The following is a 3,934-nucleotide window of genomic DNA, read 5'->3' as shown; positions in this document are numbered from 1 at the left end:
CAGGCTGCAAACGCAAAACGGCCCGCGTGATGCGGGCCGTTTTTGTTTGGTTGCGGGGACAGGATTTGAACCTGTGACCTTCAGGTTATGAGCCTGACGAGCTACCGGGCTGCTCCACCCCGCGTCAACTAGACGGCGAATGCCGGCCGGGCAGCCCGGACTTTTTGTTTTGTCCGTCCTCGAGGCCTTCGGCCTTTGCGGGCGGACGGGGTGCTGCTCCACCCCGCGTCAACTTCAGAAGTAAGCCTTGGCTCACTGGAATCAAGCTTGCGCCAATTGAAAGGGCCGCTTGCGCGGCCCGAGTTCCCGATTGGCGGGCCTGTTTTGTAAGGAGAAGACTGGATTTTTGCAACGTGCGTTTTGCAGACCTGGCAGCGACCTACTCTCCCGCGTCTTGAGACGAAGTACCATCAGCGCTGGAGCGTTTCACGGCCGAGTTCGGAATGGGATCGGGTGCAGCCGCTCCGCCATAACCACCAGGTCGGCAAAGCGCACGTTGCTCGAGAAGCTTTTTGAGCGAATAGCGATGAGAGAGTAGCGAATAGGGAACCCTATTTTCTGCTCTCTCTGAGCTGTTCGCTGGTCTTATGTGTGCCTTTACCGTTCTTTTGGTCTTGGCGCCTTTCGAAGCGAAGCTTCGCAAGGTCGACCGACCGTCGGCGCCGATGCGCCGCACCCACGTAGCGCCGCCCGCAGGGCGGAACAAGCGTGAGTGAGAACAGACCATCTCGGCGCAATCCGAAGGATTGTCGCCCAAAATGGGCATAGGGAATGAGAACGATCAAGCCGATCGAACTATTAGTACCGGTAAGCTTCAAGCGTTGCCGCTCTTCCACACCCGGCCTATCAACGTGGTCGTCTTCCACGGTTCTCAGGGAATACTCGTTTTAAGGTGGGTTTCCCGCTTAGATGCCTTCAGCGGTTATCCCGTCCGGATATAGCTACCCTGCTATGCGGCTGGCGCCACAACAGGTCCACCAGAGATCCGTCCATCCCGGTCCTCTCGTACTAGGGACAGATCCTTTCAATATTCCTACACCCACGGCAGATAGGGACCGAACTGTCTCACGACGTTCTGAACCCAACTCACGTACCGCTTTAAATGGCGAACAGCCATACCCTTGGGACCTGCTCCAGCCCCAGGATGCGATGAGTCGACATCGAGGTGCCAAACAACCCCGTCGATATGGACTCTTGGGGGTCATCAGCCTGTTATCCCCGGCGTACCTTTTATCCGTTGAGCGATGGCCCTTCCACGCGGGACCACCGGATCACTATGACCGACTTTCGTCTCTGCTCGACTTGTCAGTCTCGCAGTCAGGCAGGCTTATGCCATTGCACTCAGCGAACGATTTCCGACCGTTCTGAGCCCACCATCGCGCGCCTCCGTTACTCTTTAGGAGGCGACCGCCCCAGTCAAACTACCCACCATACATTGTCCCGGACCCGGATGACGGGCCGCGGTTAGACATCCATAGTGATAAGGGTGGTATTTCAAGGGTGGCTCCACCTGAGCTGGCGCCCAGGTTTCAAAGCCTACCACCTATCCTACACATGCCACTACGAATGCCAATGTAAAGCTATAGTAAAGGTGCACGGGGTCTTTCCGTCTAACCGCAGGAACCCCGCATCTTCACGGGGAATTCAATTTCACTGAGTCTATGCTGGAGACAGCGGGGAAGTCGTTACGCCATTCGTGCAGGTCGGAACTTACCCGACAAGGAATTTCGCTACCTTAGGACCGTTATAGTTACGGCCGCCGTTTACTGGGGCTTCGATTCAGAGCTTGCACCCCTCCTCTTAACCTTCCAGCACCGGGCAGGCGTCAGACCCTATACGTCGTCTTGCGACTTCGCAGAGCCCTGTGTTTTTGATAAACAGTCGCTACCCCCTGGTCTGTGCCACCCTCCTCCACTTGCGTGGAAAAGGGTCACGCTTCTTCCGAAGTTACGCGTGCAATTTGCCGAGTTCCTTCAGCATAGTTCTCTCAAGCGCCTTGGTATACTCTACCAGTCCACCAGTGTCGGTTTCGGGTACGGTCTATAAGGAGGAGCTATTTCCTGGAACCACGCAGCAGCCCGTTCAATCCGATAAGATTGGACTACCTCAATGATCCGTCACTTCCTCCAGGCCCACGAATATTAACGTGGTTCCCATCGTCTACGCATTTCTGCCTCGACTTAGGGGCCGGCTAACCCTGCTCAGATTAGCTTTAAGCAGGAACCCTTGGACTTTCGGCGGGGGAGTCTCTCACTCCCCTTACGTTACTCATGTCAGCATTCGCACTTCTGATACCTCCACCACCCCTCACGGGTATGGCTTCATCAGCTTACAGAACGCTCCGCTACCGCTCGTGATTGCTCACGAACCCTAAGCTTCGGTGTATGGCTTGAGCCCCGTTACATTTTCGGCGCAAAGACCCTTATTTAGACCAGTGAGCTGTTACGCTTTCTTTAAATGATGGCTGCTTCTAAGCCAACATCCTGGTTGTTTTGGGATCCTCACATCCTTTCCCACTTAGCCATAACTTGGGGACCTTAGCTGTAGGTCAGGGTTGTTTCCCTTTTCACGACGGACGTTAGCACCCGCCGTGTGTCTGCCGACTAGTACTCCCAGGTATTCGGAGTTTGGTTAGGTTTGGTAATCCGGTGAGGACCCCTAGCCCATCCAGTGCTCTACCCCCTGGGGTATTCGGTCGACGCTCTACCTAAATAGATTTCGCGGAGAACCAGCTATTTCCGAGTTTGATTGGCCTTTCACCCCTAGCCACAAGTCATCCCGAACTATTGCAACAGTTATGGGTTCGGTCCTCCAGTAAGTGTTACCTTACCTTCAACCTGCTCATGGCTAGATCACTCGGTTTCGGGTCTAATGCGACGAACTGAACGCCCTGTTCAGACTCGCTTTCGCTGCGCCTACACCTAGCGGTTTAAGCTTGCTCGTCACACTAAGTCGCTGACCCATTATACAAAAGGTACGTGGTCACCCAGGACGAACCTTGGACTCCCACTGTTTGTAGGCAATCGGTTTCAGGTACTCTTTCACTCCCCTTGTCGGGGTGCTTTTCACCTTTCCCTCACGGTACTAGTTCGCTATCGGTCATGCACGAGTACTTAGGCTTGGAGGGTGGTCCCCCCAATTTCAGACAGGATTTCACGTGTCCCGCCTTACTCGAGGACGATGATTTGCATTACGCGTACGGGGCTGTCACCCACTATGGCCCTACTTTCCAGAAGGTTCCGCTTGTCTCATCATCGCCACTGGCCTGGTCCGGGTTCGCTCGCCACTACTGCCGGAGTCTCGGTTGATGTCCTTTCCTACGGGTACTTAGATGTTTCAGTTCCCCGCGTTCGCCACTTTATCCCTATGTATTCAGGATAAGTTACCTATAACAGATACTTGGAAACCACAGCAGCAAGTCTGCGCGATCTCAAAGAGATCGTCGCTTAACGCTCAATCCTTTTGGGATCTCGCGCCAATTACCTGCTGCTCTGATTTTCCAAGCACCTTAGGTGGGTTTCCCCATTCGGAAATCTACGGATCAAAGGGTATTCGCACCTCCCCGTAGCTTATCGCAGCGTATCACGTCCTTCATCGCCTGTGCATGCCAAGGCATCCACCAATTGCCCTTAAGACACTTGATCGTTCTCATTGCCAATACCCACCGCGCGATCCCGAAGGGATCGTCGCTTCAGCCACAAACCAAAGGATTGTCGCCTCAGCGCGATCTCGAAGAGATCGTCGCTCGAACCAGATCCTGTGCAGGATCTAGCTTCAATGTCATTGGCACAAAAAGACCAGCTTCTCGAGATCGGTTCGAGGGTGCGGTTAGGCAAACCCATCATATGCGGGAGATTGAGCGTCTCCCGCGACAAATCACATCCCTTGCGGGCTATGAAGTTCGAACAAATCTTCTCTTTACGATGTCAAACAG

1 tRNA gene and 2 rRNA genes are annotated in these 3,934 nt (G+C 54.3%); all 3 read right to left on the bottom strand.

Annotated elements, in window-relative coordinates:
* Positions 1-47 precede the first annotated feature (47 nt).
* The 3 genes from AC0L2M_RS34390 to AC0L2M_RS34380 all read right to left on the bottom strand — a co-directional run bounded on the left by AC0L2M_RS34390 (position 48) and on the right by AC0L2M_RS34380 (position 3,644).
* Positions 48-124, bottom strand: a tRNA-Met gene (locus AC0L2M_RS34390).
* 242 nt (positions 125-366) lie between these two features.
* Positions 367-481 (bottom strand): 5S ribosomal RNA (rrf, locus tag AC0L2M_RS34385).
* Positions 482-777: 296 nt separating this feature from the next.
* Positions 778-3,644 (bottom strand): 23S ribosomal RNA (locus AC0L2M_RS34380).
* Positions 3,645-3,934: the final 290 nt, after the last annotated feature.

The organism is Mesorhizobium sp. WSM4806 (assembly GCF_055811635.1).
This window is presented reverse-complemented; position numbering and strand designations above follow the sequence as displayed.